The sequence below is a fragment of the Halomonas aestuarii genome (genome assembly GCF_001886615.1).
GTDB lineage: Bacteria > Pseudomonadota > Gammaproteobacteria > Pseudomonadales > Halomonadaceae > Halomonas > Halomonas aestuarii.
The window spans coordinates 1,923,697-1,943,648 of the sequence record NZ_CP018139.1; the positions used below are offsets into that span (position 1 = coordinate 1,923,697).

Here is a 19,952-nt window from a genome sequence, read left to right on the forward strand (position 1 = left end):
TGCTGAGTGGAGAGGAGACAATGACCGATGTAGCTGGCGCCCTGGCGCTGCTCAAGCGCGGGACCCACGAGATCCTGCTCGAGGACGAGCTGGAAAAGAAGCTGGCCTCCGGGCGCAAGCTGCGCATCAAGGCGGGCTTCGATCCCACGGCGCCGGACCTGCACCTCGGGCACAGCGTCCTGCTGACCAAGATGCGCCAGTTCCAGGACCTGGGCCATGAGGTCATCTTCCTGATCGGCGACTTCACCGGGCGCATCGGGGACCCCACCGGCAAGAACGTGACGCGCAAGCCGCTCACCGAGGAGGAGGTCAAGGCCAACGCCCAGACCTACAAGGAGCAGGTGTTCAAGATCCTCGATCCCGATAAGACCGAGGTGCGCTTCAATGCCGAATGGTTCTCGGCCATGAGTGCGGCCGACATGATCGAGCTCGCCGGCCAGAGCACGGTGGCGCGCATGCTCGAGCGGGACGACTTCGACAAGCGCTACAGTGCGGGCCAGCCGATCTCCATCCACGAGTTCCTCTATCCCCTGGTGCAGGGTTACGACTCCGTGGCGCTGGAGGCCGACGTGGAGCTCGGTGGCACCGACCAGAAGTTCAACCTGCTCATGGGCCGCGAGGTCCAGAAGCATTTCGGCCAGTCGCCCCAGGTGGTGATCACCATGCCGCTGCTCGAGGGGCTCGACGGCGTGCAGAAGATGTCCAAGTCGCTGGGCAACTACGTCGGGGTCGACGAGTCGCCGGGCGCGATGTTCAACAAGCTGGTCTCCATGCCCGACAGCCTGATGTGGCGTTACTTCGAGCTGCTCTCCCTCAAGGCCAACGAGGAGATCGAGGCGCTCAAGCGGGAGGTCGAGGCCGGTGCCAACCCGCGTGACATCAAGATGATCCTCGCCCGCGAGCTGATCGGCCGCTACCACGGCGAGGAGGCGGCCGCCAATGCGCACCGCAGCGCCGGCAACCAGCTGGCCGAGGGAGAGTTGCCGGAGGATTTGCCCGAGGTCGAGGTCGACTTCGAGGGCAGCGCCCAGGCGCCCATCGCCGCGGTGCTCAACCGGTCGGGACTGACCAACAACAGTGCCCAGGCCAAGGACATGCTCGGCAATGGCCGGGTGAAGGTGGATGGCGAGGTGGTCCAGCGTGACCACATGCTCGAGACTGGCAGGAGCTATGTCATCCAGGCGGGCAAGAAGCGCTATGCCCGCGTGACCATCGGCTGAGCCGGCCCGCCGATGTCCTCCACGAACGCCCGCCCCGCGCGGGCGTTCGTGTCTCCGGGGGCGTCGATCTATCCACAAGGGGTGAGGAAAATCCGGCTGTGGATAGCCTGATCTCAAGCGTCGTGATCATCGCCCTGAGAGGGCATCGACACGCCGCCGAGATTTTTCTCCCGCGAGGCCTTGCACCACTCCGGGGAAATCCGTAAAGTACGCATCCGCTGCCGGCGACGGGCACACGTTGCAGGCGGTGGTAAGTGGGTGAAGTGCTTGTTTCCACTTGGGTTTTTCGAAGCGTCTTTGGAAATTCCCGCTTGACGAACAGGCCGCATTCGGTAGAATGCGCACCACGCTTTACGGAGACCCGCGGAGGGCTCCATCGGCACTCGAATCGCTTGAGCGAATCGAGGGTTCGGCCACCCGGATCGCTTCCTTCGGAACGCATCGCAGGGTTGACACGACACGCCGATCACGTAGAATACGCCTTCCTCGCAGGGCGCCGGCGAGACCGCCGCTTCACGGAAGTGAGCCGGGCACGACGGCAACAGCGAGAGCTCTTTAACAATCGATCAGGTAATTCATGTGGGCGCTTGTCGGGATGTCGGTGACCAGTCACTGAAACATTCAAGGCAAGCGACTCGTCAAATGAGACGTTTGAACCTTGAGCCAGGTTTGGTTCCACCTTAGGAACTATCAGACTTTAAACTGAAGAGTTTGATCATGGCTCAGATTGAACGCTGGCGGCAGGCCTAACACATGCAAGTCGAGCGGAAACGATCCTAGCTTGCTAGGAGGCGTCGAGCGGCGGACGGGTGAGTAATGCATAGGAATCTGCCCGATAGTGGGGGATAACCTGGGGAAACTCAGGCTAATACCGCATACGTCCTACGGGAGAAAGCAGGGGATCTTCGGACCTTGCGCTATCGGATGAGCCTATGTCGGATTAGCTTGTTGGTGAGGTAATGGCTCACCAAGGCGACGATCCGTAGCTGGTCTGAGAGGATGATCAGCCACATCGGGACTGAGACACGGCCCGAACTCCTACGGGAGGCAGCAGTGGGGAATATTGGACAATGGGCGAAAGCCTGATCCAGCCATGCCGCGTGTGTGAAGAAGGCTTTCGGGTTGTAAAGCACTTTCAGTGAGGAAGAAAGCCTTGGGGCTAATACCCCCAAGGGACGACATCACTCACAGAAGAAGCACCGGCTAACTCCGTGCCAGCAGCCGCGGTAATACGGAGGGTGCGAGCGTTAATCGGAATTACTGGGCGTAAAGCGCGCGTAGGCGGCTTGATAAGCCGGTTGTGAAAGCCCCGGGCTCAACCTGGGAACGGCATCCGGAACTGTCAGGCTAGAGTGCAGGAGAGGAAGGTAGAATTCCCGGTGTAGCGGTGAAATGCGTAGAGATCGGGAGGAATACCAGTGGCGAAGGCGGCCTTCTGGACTGACACTGACGCTGAGGTGCGAAAGCGTGGGTAGCAAACAGGATTAGATACCCTGGTAGTCCACGCCGTAAACGATGTCGACTAGCCGTTGGGGTCCTAGAGACCTTTGTGGCGCAGTTAACGCGATAAGTCGACCGCCTGGGGAGTACGGCCGCAAGGTTAAAACTCAAATGAATTGACGGGGGCCCGCACAAGCGGTGGAGCATGTGGTTTAATTCGATGCAACGCGAAGAACCTTACCTACCCTTGACATCGTGCGAACTTTCCAGAGATGGATTGGTGCCTTCGGGAGCGCACAGACAGGTGCTGCATGGCTGTCGTCAGCTCGTGTTGTGAAATGTTGGGTTAAGTCCCGTAACGAGCGCAACCCTTGTCCCTATTTGCCAGCGATTCGGTCGGGAACTCTAGGGAGACTGCCGGTGACAAACCGGAGGAAGGTGGGGACGACGTCAAGTCATCATGGCCCTTACGGGTAGGGCTACACACGTGCTACAATGGCCGGTACAATGGGTTGCAAAGCCGCGAGGTGGAGCTAATCCCACAAAGCCGGTCTCAGTCCGGATCGGAGTCTGCAACTCGACTCCGTGAAGTCGGAATCGCTAGTAATCGTGAATCAGAATGTCACGGTGAATACGTTCCCGGGCCTTGTACACACCGCCCGTCACACCATGGGAGTGGACTGCACCAGAAGTGGTTAGCCTAACTTCGGAGGGCGATCACCACGGTGTGGTTCATGACTGGGGTGAAGTCGTAACAAGGTAGCCGTAGGGGAACCTGCGGCTGGATCACCTCCTTAAACGACGAATCATCGACACTCGGCAAGTGTCCACAATGAATTACCTGATCGACCAGAGCAAAGACTGTTTGGGTCGCGGACCCAGTGGTTTGTAGCCGGGTCTGTAGCTCAGTTGGTTAGAGCGCACCCCTGATAAGGGTGAGGTCGGCAGTTCGAGTCTGCCCAGACCCACCAATTTGCAGGATCAGAGGGGCCTTAGCTCAGCTGGGAGAGCGCCTGCCTTGCACGCAGGAGGTCAGCGGTTCGATCCCGCTAGGCTCCACCATCCTTCCCGACAGTCCAGAACAGAGACCAGCGGCAAGCCAGACGGCTTTCCACTGTTCTCTGAACAGTGCTCTTTAACAATGTGAATCATGCTGACAAACGTTACCTTCCGAGAGGAAGGTGACACGAGATACGTCTCAAGCGTATCCGGCAATTGTCGATTGTCATCGCGGACCAGACCTCTTGGGGTTATATGGTCAAGCGATGAAGCGCACACGGTGGATGCCTAGGCAGCCAGAGGCGATGAAAGACGTGGAAGCCTGCGATAAGGCTCGGCGAGGTGGCAAACAACCTGTGACCCGGGCATTTCTGAATGGGGAAACCCACCCACGGTAACGTGGGTATCCTGCACTGAATACATAGGTGTCAGGAGGCGAACCGGGGGAACTGAAACATCTCATTACCCCGAGGAAAAGAAATCAACCGAGATTCCCCTAGTAGCGGCGAGCGAACGGGGACCAGCCCTTAAGCACCATGACCGATAGACGAAGTGGTTGGGAAACCACGCGATACAGGGTGATAGCCCCGTAGTCGAAATCTGATTGGTGTGAAATCGAGTAGGTCGGGGCACGAGAAACCTTGACTGAAGACGGGGGGACCATCCTCCAAGGCTAAATACTCCTGGCTGACCGATAGTGAACCAGTACCGTGAGGGAAAGGCGAAAAGAACCCCGGAGAGGGGAGTGAAATAGATCCTGAAACCGTGTGCGTACAAGCAGTGGGAGCAGACTTGTTCTGTGACCGCGTACCTTTTGTATAATGGGTCAGCGACTTATTTTCAGTGGCGAGCTTAACCGTATAGGGGAGGCGTAGGGAAACCGAGTCTTAACTGGGCGACCAGTCGCTGGGAATAGACCCGAAACCGGGCGATCTATCCATGAGCAGGTTGAAGGTTGAGTAACATCAACTGGAGGACCGAACCAGGATCTGTTGAAAAAGATTTGGATGACTTGTGGATCGGAGTGAAAGGCTAATCAAGCCCGGAGATAGCTGGTTCTCCTCGAAAGCTATTTAGGTAGCGCCTCACGTATCACCGCCGGGGGTAGAGCACTGTTTCGGCTAGGGGGTCATCCCGACTTACCAACCCGAGGCAAACTCCGAATACCGGTGAGTGCAAGCGTGGGAGACACACAGCGGGTGCTAACGTCCGTTGTGAAAAGGGAAACAACCCAGACCGTCAGCTAAGGTCCCGAAATCCTGGTTAAGTGGGAAACGATGTGGGAAGGCTCAGACAGCTAGGAGGTTGGCTTAGAAGCAGCCATCCTTTAAAGAAAGCGTAATAGCTCACTAGTCGAGTCGGCCTGCGCGGAAGATGTAACGGGGCTCAAACCAGGTACCGAAGCTACGGGTTCGTCGAATGACGAGCGGTAGAGGAGCGTCGTGTACGCCGATGAAGGTGGATTGAGAAGTCTGCTGGAGGTATCACGAGTGCGAATGCTGACATGAGTAACGACAAGGGGAGTGAAAAACTCCCCCGCCGGAAGACCAAGGGTTTCTGTTCGACGCTAATCGGAGCAGAGTGAGTCGGCCCCTAAGGCGAGGCCGAAAGGCGTAGTCGATGGGAAACGGGTCAATATTCCCGTACCTCACTGTATTGCGATGGGGGGACGAAGAAGGCTAGGTGAGCCAGGCGTTGGTTGTCCTGGTGAAAGTCAGTAGGCTGGGGAATCAGGCAAATCCGGTTCCCTGAGGCCGAGAGACGAGACGAACAGACTACGGTCTGGAAGTCATCGATGCCACGCTTCCAGGAAAAGCCTCTAAGCTTCAGATACAGTGGGACCGTACCCCAAACCGACACAGGTGGTCAGGTAGAGAATACCAAGGCGCTTGAGAGAACTCGGGTGAAGGAACTAGGCAAAATGGTGCCGTAACTTCGGGAGAAGGCACGCCGCGTTAGTGTGAAGGCCCTGCGGCCGGAGCACGAGGCGGTCGAAGATACCAGGTGGCTGCAACTGTTTATTAAAAACACAGCACTCTGCAAACGCGCAAGCGGACGTATAGGGTGTGACGCCTGCCCGGTGCCGGAAGGTTAAGTGATGGTGTTAGCTTCGGCGAAGCTCCTGATCGAAGCCCCGGTAAACGGCGGCCGTAACTATAACGGTCCTAAGGTAGCGAAATTCCTTGTCGGGTAAGTTCCGACCTGCACGAATGGCGTAATGATGGCCACGCTGTCTCCACCCGAGACTCAGTGAAATTGAAATCGCAGTGAAGATGCTGTGTACCCGCGGCTAGACGGAAAGACCCCGTGAACCTTTACTATAGCTTCACACTGGACGCTGATGTTGCTTGTGTAGGATAGCTGGGAGGCTTGGAAACTGTGGCGCCAGCCACGGTGGAGCCAACCTTGAAATACCAGCCTGGCATCATTGGCGTTCTAACTCAGGTCCATGATCTGGATCGAGGACCGTGTGTGGTGGGTAGTTTGACTGGGGCGGTCTCCTCCCAAAGCGTAACGGAGGAGCACGAAGGTACCCTCAGCACGGTTGGAAATCGTGCATTGAGTGCAAGAGCATAAGGGTGCTTAACTGCGAGACAGACACGTCGAGCAGGTACGAAAGTAGGTTCTAGTGATCCGGTGGTTCTGTATGGAAGGGCCATCGCTCAACGGATAAAAGGTACTCCGGGGATAACAGGCTGATACCGCCCAAGAGTTCACATCGACGGCGGTGTTTGGCACCTCGATGTCGGCTCATCACATCCTGGGGCTGAAGTCGGTCCCAAGGGTATGGCTGTTCGCCATTTAAAGTGGTACGCGAGCTGGGTTTAGAACGTCGTGAGACAGTTCGGTCCCTATCTGCCGTGGGCGTTGGATGTTTGAGAAGTGCTGCTCCTAGTACGAGAGGACCGGAGTGGACGCACCTCTGGTGTTCCGGTTGTCACGCCAGTGGCATTGCCGGGTAGCTATGTGCGGACGGGATAACCGCTGAAAGCATCTAAGCGGGAAGCCCCCTTCAAGATGAGACATCCCCGAGGCCTTGAGCCTCCTGAAGGGCCCAGCGAGACCAGCTGGTTGATAGGTCGGATGTGGAAGCGCTGCAAGGCGTTGAGCTAACCGATACTAATGGCCCGTGAGGCTTGACCATATAACACCCAAGCGGTCTGCCGATGGCGACCGACATGACGGATACGATGAGACGATCTCGTCAGCATGATTCACCGTTTTTCGCCTGACGACCATAGCGTGCGGGAACCACCTGATCCCTTGCCGAACTCAGCAGTGAAACCGCTCAGCGCCGATGGTAGTGTGGGGCCTCCCCATGCGAGAGTAGGTCATCGTCAGGCACCTATTCCGAGAAAACCCCGAGTTCATTGAGCTCGGGGTTTTTTCATGTCTGAGGATCAGGTCATGTCAGGGGAAAGGTCAGGGCCTCCCCCTGGAGCGTAGCGGCGCGCCGCCCCCCGGAGCCCGGCCGATCCTCGTCAGGCACCTATCCCGAGAAAACCCCGAGCTCACACGAATTCGGTTTTTTTGCGCGTGTTCGGTTGTCAGGGAGACCTACCCCGACAGGTCGGGCCAGCGACGACCGTTTCCTCTGCCGCGGCTCTCTCCGACGGAACATGCATTACCGGCCGTGTGCGGCGAAATAAAGCGCCCCGCTTGCCTAGCAAGCGGGGCGGTTGCGTCCAAGTTTGTCGCCGAGAGTTTCCCCCACCCCGTTTTCGCTACGGCGGCGGAGCCACGGTGCCGCGTTCCACCAGATGGGTGGAGAAGCAGAGCGGACCTTCCCAGGGCGCGTGATCGACCATGGAGATCACCCGGCTGCCGGCCGATTGCGCCATCCGGTCCACAGGGACGTGCACCGACGTCAGCCCCGGAGTGACGTAGTGGGCATAGACCTCATCATCGAAGCCCACTAGGGAGACATCCTCGGGGACGCGCAGGCCGAGCTCCTTGAGGTGCAGCATGGCGCCGATGGCCATGTCGTCGTTGCCCACTGCCAGGGCCGTGAATGGCAGGCCACGTCGCCGCAGGATATCCACGGCTTCGCGCCCGCTCGACTCCTGCCAGGTCCCTTCCACCACGGCCGCGTCCGGCACGGACAGTCCGGCCTCTTCCATCGCCTGGTGATAGCCCGCCAACCGCTGAGTGGCGTCCTGCTTCCAGCGCGGGCCGGAGATGCAGGCGATGTGCCGGTGGCCCTGTTCGATCAGGTGGCGAGTGGCGAGATAGCCGCCCTGCCGGTTGTCGACGTAGCTGCACTGACCCTCAAGCCCGGGCACCTGGCGGTTGATGATGACCAGCGGAATCTGCGCGGCCAGCGCGACCAGGGCGTCATCGTGCAGGCGGTCCGACTGGACCAGGAGGCCGTCGCAGCGACGCGACATCAGGAAGTCGATCGACTCCTGCTCCCGGATCAGCTCGTTGTGTCCCGAGGCCACCAGCAGCGACTTGTTGCGCAGGCGGAGCGCCTCTTCCAGGTTCACCATCAGCGTGCCCATGAAGGGGCCGGCGAGGTGGGAGATGACCAGACCGATGCAATCCGAGCGGTTGGAGGCCAGCGACCGAGCGAAGGAGTTGGGGCGGTAGCCCAGGCGTTGCATCGCGTCCTCGACCCGCCGAAGTGTCTGTTCTGCCACGGGCACTTCGCCATTCATGACGCGGGAGACCGTGGCGGGGGAGACCCCTGCAAGGCTCGCAACCTCCTTGATGGTGGACATGTATGCTCCTGTTGCTCTTCGATGTGTAGCTCTGGAGAAGGGCACCTCTGAGGCGCCGTCGGTTCCGTACAGCCAGTAATGTCAGCAAACATTATAGGCAGTAATGTAATCGCTTTCATGCTTATTGCTTTTATCGTGCGAGGCCCTGCCTGCGCTCGATGGCGGTCTCGGCATTCATCTAGGTGTGATCTCTCGGTAGGTTGTTCATCCGGAGCCTGCCCGGAAAGCTGGGAGTGCGAACCAAACCAACCTCCAGGAGGCCCGGATGAACACCCGTAAGAATGCCCGTCTCACTCCGCATGGTCGAGCCCTGCTGGTCGCCCGCGTCATCGATGAAGGATTACGGCCAAGGGAGGTGGCACAGGCCCAGGGTGTCAGTGTGAGAACGGTCTACAAGTGGGCCCGCCGTTTCCGTGAAGAGGGCCACGCCGGCCTTCAAGACCGTACGTCGAGCCCTGAACGAAGCCCCTTCGCGACAGATGCGGCTACCGTGGAGCAGGTCATCGAACGTCGGCAGCAGCGCCAGATCTATCGTCAGATTGCCCTGGCACTGGGAATCTGCCAGAGCACGGTGGCGTGTCTTCTCAGGCGTGAGGGGCTGAACCGCCTCGCCGCCCTGTCACCGGCAAGGCCCGACAATCGCTATGAGCACGACGCCCCTGGGGGGCTCTTGCACTTGGATATCAAGAAGCTGAGACGCTTCGAGCGTCCGGGGCATCGGCTGACCGGAGATCGACAGCAGAACACGCCTGGCGCGGGATGGGAGTATGTTCATGTGGCCATCGATGATCACTCGCGACTGGCCTTCAGCAGCCTTCATCCGGACGCAAGATCGCCGCTTTTTTGGCTTCTGCGTCTGAGTTTTTAGTGTCGATGTCATTGCCGAAGATCGAGGAGTCCGGTGACTGGCTGTTGTTGGCGTCGAGGTTAAGCTCTGCGTCGCCGCCGAAGGACAGGGAACAGCTCTCGGTTTTATATGTCATGCCGGCGGTGGCGGCGCCCGCTAGGGTCAGTGAGATGGGGGCAGTGGGAGCAGGGCAAAGTGCCATGAACCGAAACAAAGGAGCCCGCTTGCAAGCAGGCTCCATGGCAGCGAGATGGATTTCACTTCAGTGCATGGTTACCACCACATGTCGGCTTGAACGCCCACGAGGATGTCGCTCTCGTCGCGCTGATCACCATCCAGATAGGTGGCGAGGAAACGAATCTCCGGCGTCGGACCAAAACCGGTGTCGACTTTAAGTTTGGGTCCTACCGTCAGTTTGTAATCGTAACTGCTTGACGTTACACCTGAAGCATCTTTTTCATGGTTATACTGATAGCCGGCTTCCGTGACAAAATCCAGGTTGTCGCTGATGGGAAAGGTGGGACGAACCATCGCGGACGCCCAGCTGTCCGTGCTTCCATTCTCCTTGTCGTTATATTGCCCCTGAAGAGAATGGAACACGTTGACACCGTTATCGAAGAAGTATCCACCCCAGACCAGCGCACGCGTGGACATATCTCCGCTTTCCACTGCTTTCACGCATGAGGTTCCGCAGTCGGTTCCCGTGATCTTGTTGCCTGTTACGTTACTTCCGGGCGCGTAAGTGTTGTACGTTGTCAGCGTGCCACCCAGCAACTGCCCGGACCCCAGCCCTTGACCCACCTGACCGATGTAGTTGGTAAAGCCCTTTTCGGAAAGGCCATAGACACTCTCCGAATGAACGATGGCAGTAAGATCATAGCCACTGGAGGCATACTCATTGGCTACACCGTCTTCTTCAACGATGTTATCGGGCAGGTGCTTGCCCATGGCGTGCAATTCGACACCTCCCAGGTCAACACCGACATGCACTGCATGCATGACATTGTTGCTGTCTCCCCAGAACCCCGTATCCCCGGAGTCATCACTGGCGATATACGCAAAATCCCACTTGTTGCCGCCCAGCTCGATCCCTTCAACACCCGCACCAGTGCCTGACATATCTGTGTAGAAGAAGTCGGTCATGAAGATGTAATTGTCTTTGCCATAAAAACGCTTACCGCCCCATACAGTGCCGGTCTCCGTATAACCATCGAACTCGACATACGTCTCGATCATGCCGATTTCGCTGTTTGTCGCATCGGCATTGGCACCCAACTGGTTGGTGGCATATTGCGCGTTATCTGCACCGGCTCGCGTTTTTATACGAACCTGCTGGCCCCTGTCGTTTTCAAAATTCTTCTGAAGGGCCAGCTCAAAGTGATTGTCCGACTCGATACCCAGCCGCCCCAGACGCTCTTTTGAGCCGGGAAATTTTGAACGCTTGAAATCGTCGTTTGCATCAAACAGAACGCCCGCTCGAAAGTATCCGTGGAATTCGAAGCCCTCCGACTTTTCTGCGTAAGTCGACATGGAGGTCATGCCCGTCGACACTGCGAGAAAAGCGAGAGACATTTTTGTTAGTTTCATGGTAGCTCCACTAAGTTTAGGGCATAAGAAAATGAAAGCGATTTCATTTGAGGACTGACTATAGCCAGTGGCTGCCCTTATGATGATCATGAAATCGGTTTCATGAGGGAATTAGACATTCGTCTTCTGTATAAGCCTTCAGCGACCAGGAGGTGCTTCTGGCGGCAGGTTACGGCAGCGGCCGGACCGGATATTTAGCCATCATGCCATTCCCTTCGACGGTGTATCGGCATGATCATCCTGCCTCCACCGTGTGACCAAAGTGCTGCGGTTATTATATGAATTCAGGCGTGTCATTGTTGCCCTTGTCGATCCAGGTTTGTTGTATCTTGGTTCGATACCGTCAGCTTCTCAGTGGGCTGTCGTCACTGATTCGGGTGGACGCCCGTCCGCGCATCGTTCCGGCATGCTGGGCGTCACAAGCGTTGGGTCGAGTGGCCTCGATCATTCGTACAGGTAGCAGCGCACGAAGTGGTCCTTGGCGATCCGGGTGACCTCCGGCAGGCGAGTGCTGCATTCCGCCCGGGCATGGGGGCAACGCTGTGCGAAGGGGCAGCCGGTACTCTCGGGCTGCCACATGGGGATGTCGGCCTTGTGCTGGTACTGGCTCATGTCCCGATGCTTCTGCGCGCCGGGTTGGGGAACGGCGGCGAGGAGCAGCTGGGTGTAGGGATGTTGGGGGTTCTGGGTGACGGCATCGCTGTTGCCCCACTCCACCATGTGGCCGACATACATCACCGCCGTGCGCTCGGCGAAGTAGCGGGCCGTGGCGATGTCGTGGGTGATGTACATGAAGGCGATGTCGTGCTGGTCCTTCAGGTCCATCATCAGGTTGAGGATGCCGAGTCGGATCGAGACGTCCAGCATCGAGATCGGCTCGTCGGCCAGGATGACGTCGGGTTCCACCGCCAGGGCGCGGGCGATCGCCACCCGCTGACGCTGTCCGCCACTGAGCTCGTAGGGAAACTTGTCGGCGGTCTCGGCGGCTGGCGTCAGGCCCACGGTCTCCAGCAGCTCGATCACCCGCGCCCGCAGGGCCGCCTTGCCGCGGACCTTGCCATGGATCTGCAGGGGGCGGGCGATCTGGTAGAAGATGCGATGCACCGGGTTGAGGCTGCCGAAGGGGTCCTGGAAGATCATCTGCACGCGGCTGGCGAAGCCCCGCTTGCCGCCTTGGGCGATCAGCTCATGCATCGGCTGGCCGCGATAGGTCACCTCACCCGACGAGGCCTCGTGGACCTGGGACAGGATGCGTGCGCTGGTGCTCTTGCCGCTGCCCGACTCGCCGACGATGGCCAGGGCCTCCCCGGAGTAGAGGTCGAACGACACGGCATTCAGGGCACGCATGGTGGTGCGCTCCAGCAGCGATCCGCCGAGGGTGAAGTCCTTGGTCAGGTCTCGCGCCGACACGATGGGGGCGTTGGCCTCGTTGGTCATGGTCATCCCGCGGTCCTCTCGGCAAGTTCGTGGCAGGCGGCCCGGTGAGTGGACGACACCGGGATCATCTCCGGGTCATGCGTCCGGCAGGGGGAGAAGCAGCGCTCGCAGCGGTCCTGGAAATAGCAGCCCTCAGGGGCCTCGAGGAGGTTGAGCGGATTGCCGGGGATGCCATATAGCCGCTCCCTGGGGCCGTGGATGGTCGGGAAGGAGTTGAGCAGGCCCCGGGTGTAGGGATGCTGGGGGTGGTAGAAGACCTCGTCGGCGCTGCCCAGCTCGACCAGCTTGCCGGCATACATGATGCCGATGCGGTCGGCGATCTCGCCCATGAGGCTGAGGTCGTGGCTGATGAACAGGATAGAGAAGCCGAACCTGTCCTTGAGCTGGTACAGCTCATCCATGATCTCCCGCTCCACGACCACATCCAGGGCCGTGGTCGGCTCGTCCATGATGATCAGGCGGGGCCTGAGTGCCAGGGCAATGGCAATCACCACCCGTTGGCGCATTCCGCCACTGAGCTGATGGGGAAAGCTGTCCATGCGGCTGGCATGCAGTCCCACGGTCTGGAGGAGTTCCTCTCCCTGGCGCCAGGCCTCCTTCTTGCGGACCTTGCAGTGGGCCAGGATGACATCGGTGATCTGCTCGCCGATCGTGATGACTGGGTTGAGGGAGTTCATCGCGCTCTGGAAGACCACGCTGACCTCGTTCCAGCGGAACTGACGCAGGGTGCGCTTGTTCATGCTCAGCACGTCACGCCCGCGGTAGCGGATCTCGCCCTCGGAGATGAGCGCCGGGGCCTTGTGCAGGCGGGCGATGGAGAAGGCCAGGGTCGACTTGCCGCAGCCCGACTCGCCGGCCAGGCCCAGGGTCTCCCCCGGGCGAATGCTCAGGCTGACGTCGTTGACGGCCCGGACCATGCCCTTGGGCGAGACATAGTCGACACACAGGTGGCGGATCTCCAGCAGCTCGCCGGTGTCCTCGTCGGTGGCGGGTTGAAAGGCTTGGATCGCCATCAGGAAGCACCTCGCTGGCGTTTGGCTTGAATGATGCGGTTGAGCTTGCGCCAGCGCTTGATGTGCGGGCCGGTCTTGAGCTTGGGGTTGCTGACCTGGTCGATGGACATGTTGATCAGCGCCATGGCGCCGCCGACCAAGGCAATGGTCACGGCGGGCACGATCATCTCCCACCAGCCACCCGTGTAGAGCGCGGCGGACGACTGTGCCCAGTACAGCATGGTGCCCCAGGTCACCACGGTGGGATCCCCCAGTCCCAGGAACTCGAGGCCGGCCTCGTTGATCAGGGCGTACATGACCACCCCGACGAAGCTGCCGGCGACGATCGAGATCAAGTTGGGCAGGATCTCGACCAGGACGATGCGCAGGCGGCTCTCGCCCATGCACTCCGCCGCGAGGATGAACTCCTTCTGGCGGATGGCCATGGTCTGCGATCGCACGACGCGGGCCCCCCAGGGCCAGCTGGTGATGCCGATCAGCAGGGCGATCACCACGGGCCCCACCTGTCCTAGGAAGGCCGCCAGCACGATCAGCAGGGGCAGCTGAGGAAACACCAGGACCACGTTCATGGCGAAGTTCAACCACTGGTCGATGCGCCCGCCGAAGTAGCCCGCGGAGATGCCCACCAGGATCGAGATGACCGTGGAGATGGCCCCGGCGATGAAGGCCACGCTCAGCGAGGCGCGGCCGCCATGCAGCAGCTGGCTGAACACGTCACGCCCCTGGCGGGTCGTGCCGAGCACGTGTTCGGCATTGGGCTCGACGTGGGGGCGGGCGACGCGTTCGTCGGGAGCATGGGCGGTGAAAAAGGGGCCGATCAGGCAGGCCACGATCACCAGCGCCATCACGCCGCCGCCGATGGAGGCGGACATGTTGCCCTGGAAAAAAGCTGCGATGTTGCGCAGTAGTTGCCGGAGGCGTGAAGGCACCATGGGAGTCTTCCTGGAGGAGGCAATTGGCAGGGAGGTGTCAGTCATCGGTAAGCCCTTCGGTTACTTGCGCAGACGCGGGTCGAGCCAGAGATAGGTGAGATCGGCGATGAAGTTACCGATCAGCACGAAGGCGACAATCAACAGCAGGAGGGCCTGCACCAGGGGGTAGTCGCGCGCGTTGATCGCCTTGAGCAGGGTGTTGCCCACGCCCGGGTAGTTGAAGACGATCTCGATGAAGATCTGGCCGGCGACGGCGAAGCCCAGACCCATGGCCACCGAGGTCACCACCGGCAGCACGGCGTTGCGCGAGGCGTAGCGCAGCATGATGCGGCTCTGGCTGAGGCCCTTGGCCTCGGCCATGGTGATGATGTCCTCGCCGAGCACGTTGATCATGGCGTTGCGCATGGTCATCACCCACTGGGCGAGACTGACCAGCACGATCACCAGCAGGGGCAGTACGGCATGCCGGGCGACGCTGCCGAGGTACTCGGCCGTCCAGGCGGGGGCCAGGGAGGGGTCGGCCGCATAGCTCATGGGAAACCACTGCAGCTTGAGGCCGAAGAGGTAGAAGACCAGCAGGGCGGTGACGACGGCCGGCATCGAGGAGAGCACCGCGGCCATCGGCGGAAACAGGGAGGCGAACCAGTTGCCTCGCTTGTAGGCGGCGATGGTTCCCAGGATCAGGCCGAGGATGATGGCGGTCGTGACCCCCAGCCCGATCAGGAACAGGGTCCAGGGGAAGGTGAAGCCGAGCACGGTGGTCACGTCGGTCGGGTACATCAGGACGGAGGGGCCCAGGTCGCCGGTGAAGACGCTCTTCACGTACTGGAGGTACTGCGACCACAGCGGCCCCTCGGAGAAGCCATACATGGCGCGGATGGCATCCATCTGGGACGGGTCCAGCTGCCCTGCGGAGCCGGCGAAGAGTGCATCGACGGGATCGCCCGGCATGATGCGAGGCAGCAGGAAATTGAAGGAGATGGCGATCAGGAACGCGACGAAATAGAACAGGAATCGACTGGTGATATACCGCATGGGGATCGCCTCTGGATCGGGTTCGACGAGGAGCCGGAGCGGGTCCGGCTCCCCTCACGCTTCGGGTCGGTTACTTCTTGTGGAGGTGGTTGAAGATCAGGGTGTTGTTACCCGTGGAGTAGAACACCGGGTGCACGTAGGGGTCCTCCGCGTTTGGCCAGCCCACGAACTCGCTGGTGTTGTACTGGAACCAGGTGGCGTTGGAGAACAGCGGGACGAACGGCAGCTTCTCGGCGGTGAAGCGCTGCAGCTGGTCGAGGGTGTCCTGCTTGGCGTCGGCGTCGGTCAGGGAGCCGAAGTCCTCGATCAGTTCGTCGACGCGCTCCGAGTGCACGCCGTGCCCGGCGTGCCAGGTCTGGCCGACGCGGCTGGTGTGGTAGTACTCCTTGAAGGTCTGGATGGGGTGCGTCGAGAGCAGCGACCAGTTGATGGCGGCCTGGTAGTCGCCCTCCTTGAGTGACTGGTCGTAGACCCCCCACTCGACGGCATTGACGTTGGCCTCGATGCCCACGTCCTGGAGGTACTCGGTGATCATCAGCACGGTCTGTACCCAGTCGGTCCAGCCGTTCACGACCTGAATGTCGAACGATAGCTCAGAGCCGTCGGGAAGCTCACGCTGGCCGTCACCGTCGACATCCTGGTAACCGGCCTCGTCCAGCAGCTGGCGGGCCCTGTCCGGATCGTACTGGGTCAGCCAGCCGTACTCCTCCATGAGCGACTCATCCATGTAGTCGGCGTAGTAGTCGCCAATGCCCCCGGGGAAGAAGTTCGCCGTAGGGTATCCGTAGGCGGCCAGGTCGACGATCGCCTCACGGTCCAGTGCCACGGACACCGCCTGGCGGAACGCCAGGTCGTCGAAGGGCGCCTGCCTGGTGTTCAGGTAGAGATGGATGGCGTCGTTGGCCGGGTACCAGTAGTGGTGATTCTCGGGATCGGCGGCGACATAGGTCTTCTCTACGTCGGCGATGAAGTTGGACCCCCAGTCGATCTCGCCATTCATCAGGGCCGGTTGGATCTGGGAGTTGTCATTGAAGGCGCGATAGCGGACGCAGTTCAGGTAGGGCCGGTCTTCCTGGTAGTAGTGCGGGTTGCGGCAGATCTCCATCTGCTGGGGCCGCACGTACTCGATTTCCGTCACCGGACCCGAGCCGATCGCCTCGGGGTTGGTGAAGGTGGCGGGGTCGCTTGCCTGCTCCCAGACATGCCGTGGAAGGGGCATGTAGCGGTTCAGGTCCCAGTGCACTGTGCTGTCGGGCTTCGCCAGGTCGAAGCGGATCTCGCGGTCGGACACCCGGGTGACCTCGGTGACCAGCCCGCTGGCCAGGACGCCGGCGAGGTCGTAGACGGGCACCTCGCGGGCCAGCTCGAAGGTGTAGACGACGTCGTCGGCGGTCAGCGGCTTTCCGTCGGACCACGTGAGGTCCTCGCGAAGCGTATAGGTGATGCTGCGGTAGTCCTCCGCGTACTCGTAGCCTTCGGCCAGCCGCAGGCTGGTTTCCCCCTGCATGACGTTGGTGAAGGCCAGGGTCTCGAAGATCATCCCGCCGACGACGTTGAGGTTGTCGATGTAGGGATTGAAGCTCTTGGTAAAGGCCGTGGCGATGACGGGCACGGTCAGGGTGCCGCCCTTGCTGGGGGCGGCCATCGCGGGGGAGGAGGCGGCGGCCACGGCGGCGGCCAGTGCCATCATGGAGAGCGTTTTCATTGGCGTTACCTTTACTTGTCTATTGTTGTGGTGGTGATGCTGTCGTCGTGAGCGTGGGTAGCGGGCTCAGCGCCCGGCCTTTCGTGTCCAGAGGAAGTCGGCAAACGCCCTGGCACTGTCCTTGAGCGTGCGCTGCTGGGTCTCGTAGTCGATGTACACCATGCCGAAGCGCTTGCTGTAACCTTCCGCCCACTCGAAGTTGTCCATCAGGCTCCAGGCGAAGTAGCCCCGGACATCGACGCCCTCCTCGATGGCATCGTGGACGGCATTGAGGTGGCTGTTGAGGTAGCGGCAGCGCTGCTCGTCATGGACCTCTCCCTCAACCAGGTGGTCGTCACCGGCCATGCCGTTCTCGGTCACCATTAGGGGCGGCAGCCGGTACTGGGCGTTCAGGTCGACCAGCAGGTCGGTCAGGCCTTGCGGATAGACCTCCCAGCCGAAGTCCGTGACCTCCACGTCCCCGGGCGGGTGGTTCCTGACCAGGCTCTCCTCGTCGTAGGAGACGACGCCGCGCGTGTAGTAATTGATGCCGACGAAGTCCACCGGCTGGGAGATCAGCGCCATGTCACCCGGCAGCACCTGGGGCGCCTGCTCCGGATAGAGACGGGTGTAGAGCGCCGGGTAGCGGCCCTCGAGCACCGGCTCCAGGAACCAGTGGTTCATGCTCGCCTCGCCCACCAGGGCGGCCACGCGGTCGTCGTAGCGACGGCTGTGGGGCGTGTTCGGGCCCATGTTGAGCACCAGGCCGGCCTGGGCGTCGGGGGCGTTGGCCCGCAGGGTCTGCATGCCCAGGCCATGGGCCAGCAGGAGGTGGTGCCCGGCCTGGCGGGCGAGGCGGGCGTCCTCCAGCCCCGGCGCGTGGATGCCGACCTCGTGGCCCAGGATCGCGCTGACCCAGGGCTCGTTGAGGGTGGCATAGGAGTGGACCCGGTCACCGAGCTCGCGGGAGACGAGGTCGGCGTATTCCTGGAAGCGATAGGCCGTGTCCCGGTTCACCCAGCCGCCGCGCTCCTGCAGGTGCTGGGGAAGGTCCCAGTGGTAGAGCGTCACGAAGGGCGTGATGTCCCGCTCCCGCAGGCTGTCCAGGAGGCGCTTGTAGAAATCCAGCCCTCGGACATTCGCCCGGCCGTCCTCGGTCATCACGCGCGGCCAGGCGATCGACAGGCGGTAGGCGTCCACGCCCAGGCCCTGGATCAGCTCCAGGTCCTCCTGCCAGCGATGGTAATGGTCGCAGGCGGGCATGCCGCTGTCACCGTTCTTGACGCGACCCTCGAGGGCGCAGAAGTGGTCCCAGATCGACGGCAGGCGGCCATCGGCCTCCGTGGCCCCCTCGACCTGGAAGGCCGCCGTCGCGACGCCGAAGGTGAAGTCCGGGGTAAGCAGTCGTGACGAGTTCGGCAGTTCGATTCGTTGCATGGAGAGGCATCTTCCTTGGTGGGGCCGTGAGCGTTGGGTGCCATGGTCATGAAACCGATTTCATAAAAATATACGACTTTGGTCGCGGGGTTGCCGAGCACGCGTGAAACCGGTTTCATTTCAATCGTTTCAGGCCCGATCTCTCAACCATTGCCCCAGGAGCCGATGCCATGTCGCTTACAGGATTCCAGACCACCGCGGATGATCCGCTGATGCACCGCTGCGAGCCCGGCGAGGCGCCGGACGGGCACGAGGAGCACCCCGGCATTCGCCTGAACCCGGCGGTGCGCTATCAGCGCTACCTCGGCACGGGCGGGGCCTTTACCGAGGCGGCGGCGATCAACTATTCGCGGCTCGATGAGGCCGAGAAGGCCCGATTCCTCGAGGGCTACTTCTCGCCGGATGACGGCCACGGCTACTCCCTGTGCCGGCTCCCCATGAACAGCTGCGACTTCAGCCTGGGCAACTGGGCCTGCCAGCCCTCGCCGGACGCGCCGTTCTCCCTGGCGCGCTATCGGGAGCACCTCTTCCCGATGCTCCGCGAGGCCGAGGCGACCCTGGGGCGCCCCATCGACCTGCTGGTGTCGCCCTGGAGTCCGCCCGCCTGGATGAAGACCAGCGGCGAGATGAACCACGGGGGCCGGCTGCGGCAGGAGTGCCGGGCTCAGTGGGCGCAGTCCTTCGTGCAGTTCGTTCAGGCGCTGCGCGAGGAGGGGTTCTCGGTGTGGGGCGTGACCGTGCAGAACGAACCCGAGGCGGCCCAGGCCTGGGACTCCTGCCTGTACTCGGCCACGGAAGAGCGAGACTTCATCCGCCAGCACCTGGGGCCGGCGCTCGCCGAGGCCGGGCTCGGCGAGGTGCGCATCGTCTGCTGGGATCACAATCGCGACAATCTGTATGAGCGGGCGCAGACGATCCTCGGCGACCCCGAGTCCGCCCGCTTCGTCTGGGGGGCTGGCTACCACTGGTACATGGAGGAGTGCTTCGACAACGTCCAGGCCGTGCATGACGCCTTCCCCGACAAGGGGCTGCTGTTCACCGAGGGGTGCCAGGAGGGCGGGCCGCATTCCGGCGAGTGGGCTGTGGCCGAGCGCTATGCCCGGTCGATGATCCATGACCTGCGCCGCTGGTGTCAGGGCTGGATCGACTGGAACCTGGCGCTGGACACCTCGGGCGGACCCAATCACGTCGACAACCTCTGTTCGGCCCCCGCGCTGGTGGATCCCCGGCAGGGGCGGTTCGAGTGGCAGCCGTCCTTCCACGCCCTGGGCCACGTCGCGCGCTTCGTGCCGCCCGGCAGCGTGAGGATCCTCTCGGCCGCCGCGACGGATCGTCTCGACCACGTGGCCTTCGCGCGGGAGGACGGCACCTGCGTGCTGGTGGTGCTGAATGCCAGCGAGGCGGCGGTCGACTGGTCGCTGCGCCTCGGCGAGGCCGCCCATGCCGTGACGACCCCGCCCCATGCGCTGCAGACCTGGGTGTTGTCCGGCAGATGAGCCGACCCGATGGACGGTCACCCAAGCCGCCGCCCGCCTAGCGAATTGGTCGAGGCGATTTCCGGGGCGCGGCGCCATCCGCTAGAATGGCCCTTTTGCGGCGG

Annotated in this window: 10 protein-coding genes, 2 tRNA genes, 3 rRNA genes and 1 pseudogene; 8 read left to right on the forward strand and 8 right to left on the reverse strand. The window is 61.4% G+C overall.

The window, feature by feature from the left end; genetic code table 11:
* Positions 1–20: 20 nt before the first annotated feature.
* The 6 genes from tyrS to rrf all read left to right on the forward strand — a co-directional run bounded on the left by tyrS (position 21) and on the right by rrf (position 7,003).
* Positions 21–1,220 carry a tyrosine--tRNA ligase gene (gene tyrS / locus BOX17_RS08880; RefSeq protein WP_071943721.1) on the forward strand — a complete coding sequence of 400 codons (1,200 nt, stop codon included), beginning with the start codon at positions 21–23 and terminating at the stop codon, positions 1,218–1,220.
* A 699-nt stretch (positions 1,221–1,919) separates the two neighbouring features.
* A 16S ribosomal RNA gene (locus tag BOX17_RS08885) occupies positions 1,920–3,457 on the forward strand.
* 97 nt (positions 3,458–3,554) lie between these two features.
* Positions 3,555–3,631 (forward strand) — tRNA-Ile (locus BOX17_RS08890).
* A gap of 15 nt (positions 3,632–3,646) precedes the next feature.
* Positions 3,647–3,722 (forward strand) — tRNA-Ala (locus tag BOX17_RS08895).
* Positions 3,723–3,916: 194 nt separating this feature from the next.
* A 23S ribosomal RNA gene (locus BOX17_RS08900) occupies positions 3,917–6,804 on the forward strand.
* An 83-nt stretch (positions 6,805–6,887) separates the two neighbouring features.
* Positions 6,888–7,003: ribosomal RNA gene (gene rrf / locus BOX17_RS08905) — 5S ribosomal RNA — on the forward strand.
* Together the 16S, 23S and 5S rRNA genes with 2 tRNA genes alongside form the textbook arrangement of a ribosomal RNA operon.
* A 381-nt stretch (positions 7,004–7,384) precedes the next feature.
* Here the strand turns inward: rrf and BOX17_RS08910 are convergent.
* Positions 7,385–8,380 (reverse strand): LacI family DNA-binding transcriptional regulator, encoded by a 996-nt coding sequence (locus BOX17_RS08910; protein ID WP_071943723.1) that lies wholly within the window; start codon positions 8,378–8,380, stop codon positions 7,385–7,387.
* A 265-nt stretch (positions 8,381–8,645) separates the two neighbouring features.
* Between BOX17_RS08910 and BOX17_RS08915 the strand changes: the two are divergent.
* Positions 8,646–9,206: pseudogene (locus BOX17_RS08915) on the forward strand (leucine zipper domain-containing protein); the annotation flags it as partial.
* Between the two features lie 294 nt (positions 9,207–9,500).
* Here the strand turns inward: BOX17_RS08915 and BOX17_RS08920 are convergent.
* The 7 genes from BOX17_RS08920 to BOX17_RS08950 form a co-directional block, all read right to left on the reverse strand.
* On the reverse strand, positions 9,501–10,814 hold the full coding sequence (locus BOX17_RS08920; protein WP_071943727.1) for a carbohydrate porin: 1,314 nt from the start codon (positions 10,812–10,814) through the stop codon (positions 9,501–9,503).
* A 444-nt stretch (positions 10,815–11,258) separates the two neighbouring features.
* Positions 11,259–12,257 (reverse strand): ABC transporter ATP-binding protein, encoded by a 999-nt coding sequence (locus tag BOX17_RS08925; RefSeq protein WP_071943730.1) that lies wholly within the window; start codon positions 12,255–12,257, stop codon positions 11,259–11,261.
* Positions 12,254–13,264 (reverse strand): ABC transporter ATP-binding protein, encoded by a 1,011-nt coding sequence (locus BOX17_RS08930; RefSeq protein WP_071943733.1) that lies wholly within the window; start codon positions 13,262–13,264, stop codon positions 12,254–12,256. The genes BOX17_RS08925 and BOX17_RS08930 overlap by 4 nt, the downstream gene beginning before the upstream one ends.
* Positions 13,264–14,196 (reverse strand): ABC transporter permease, encoded by a 933-nt coding sequence (locus tag BOX17_RS08935; RefSeq protein ID WP_244272122.1) that lies wholly within the window; start codon positions 14,194–14,196, stop codon positions 13,264–13,266. The genes BOX17_RS08930 and BOX17_RS08935 overlap by 1 nt, the downstream gene beginning before the upstream one ends.
* A gap of 60 nt (positions 14,197–14,256) precedes the next feature.
* Positions 14,257–15,231 carry an ABC transporter permease gene (locus tag BOX17_RS08940; RefSeq protein WP_071943738.1) on the reverse strand — a complete coding sequence of 325 codons (975 nt, stop codon included), beginning with the start codon at positions 15,229–15,231 and terminating at the stop codon, positions 14,257–14,259.
* Between the two features lie 70 nt (positions 15,232–15,301).
* Positions 15,302–16,936, reverse strand: a complete 1,635-nt coding sequence (locus BOX17_RS08945) for an ABC transporter substrate-binding protein (RefSeq protein ID WP_071943741.1) — start codon at positions 16,934–16,936, stop codon at positions 15,302–15,304.
* Positions 16,937–17,002: 66 nt separating this feature from the next.
* The gene (locus tag BOX17_RS08950; RefSeq protein WP_071943744.1) at positions 17,003–18,352 is read right to left on the reverse strand and encodes a GH1 family beta-glucosidase; all 1,350 of its coding nucleotides are present in this window, start codon (positions 18,350–18,352) and stop codon (positions 17,003–17,005) included.
* A gap of 170 nt (positions 18,353–18,522) precedes the next feature.
* Between BOX17_RS08950 and BOX17_RS08955 the strand changes: the two genes are divergently transcribed.
* Entirely contained in the window at positions 18,523–19,848 is a 1,326-nt protein-coding gene (locus BOX17_RS08955; protein WP_071943747.1) for a glycoside hydrolase family 30 protein, read from the forward strand.
* Positions 19,849–19,952 lie beyond the last annotated feature (104 nt).

Excerpts from the sequence above, each read along its gene's own strand:
- tyrS (WP_071943721.1), top strand. The coding sequence starts at position 21 with ATGACCGATGTAGCTGGCGCCCTGGCGCTGCTCAAGCGCGGGACCCAC.
- BOX17_RS08910 (WP_071943723.1), bottom strand. The coding sequence starts at position 8,380 with ATGTCCACCATCAAGGAGGTTGCGAGCCTTGCAGGGGTCTCCCCCGCC.
- BOX17_RS08920 (WP_071943727.1), bottom strand. The coding sequence starts at position 10,814 with ATGAAACTAACAAAAATGTCTCTCGCTTTTCTCGCAGTGTCGACGGGC.
- BOX17_RS08925 (WP_071943730.1), bottom strand. The coding sequence starts at position 12,257 with ATGACCATGACCAACGAGGCCAACGCCCCCATCGTGTCGGCGCGAGAC.
- BOX17_RS08930 (WP_071943733.1), bottom strand. The coding sequence starts at position 13,264 with ATGGCGATCCAAGCCTTTCAACCCGCCACCGACGAGGACACCGGCGAG.
- BOX17_RS08935 (WP_244272122.1), bottom strand. The coding sequence starts at position 14,196 with ATGGTGCCTTCACGCCTCCGGCAACTACTGCGCAACATCGCAGCTTTT.
- BOX17_RS08940 (WP_071943738.1), bottom strand. The coding sequence starts at position 15,231 with ATGCGGTATATCACCAGTCGATTCCTGTTCTATTTCGTCGCGTTCCTG.
- BOX17_RS08945 (WP_071943741.1), bottom strand. The coding sequence starts at position 16,936 with ATGAAAACGCTCTCCATGATGGCACTGGCCGCCGCCGTGGCCGCCGCC.
- BOX17_RS08950 (WP_071943744.1), bottom strand. The coding sequence starts at position 18,352 with ATGCAACGAATCGAACTGCCGAACTCGTCACGACTGCTTACCCCGGAC.
- BOX17_RS08955 (WP_071943747.1), top strand. The coding sequence starts at position 18,523 with ATGTCGCTTACAGGATTCCAGACCACCGCGGATGATCCGCTGATGCAC.